The sequence below is a fragment of the Tetzosporium hominis genome (assembly GCF_002265435.1).
Classification (GTDB): Bacteria; Bacillota; Bacilli; order Bacillales_A; family Planococcaceae; genus Chryseomicrobium; species Chryseomicrobium hominis.
On the sequence record NZ_NOKQ01000094.1, the window covers coordinates 1 to 248 of the forward strand.

The 248-nt window shown below is 46.8% G+C and carries 1 pseudogene; it reads right to left on the reverse strand.

Going from position 1 to position 248, the window contains the following annotated elements:
- Positions 1–248 (reverse strand): annotated as a pseudogene (locus CF394_RS00330) (MBL fold metallo-hydrolase); the annotation flags it as partial.

Below are 248 nucleotides of genomic sequence, written 5' to 3' on the forward strand. Positions count from 1 at the left end.
TTCTAAAGTATGCAGTTTTTCCTTCCCAATATGACGTGATGGATTCTTCTGCAGCCAACACATCAAGATGCCCTGCCGTTTCTGACATCGTTAAAAATAATTCCTTTTCATACACAGCAGGGAAAAGCTGCTGACAGACCTGAAAAGCGGTCATCGGCTTTTCATCCAGCATGCGCCGCACATCCTCCGTCCTGTTCCTCTGCTTGTCAAAACGCTTCTCAATCAGCGCCTGTACGCTGGTAATCGTT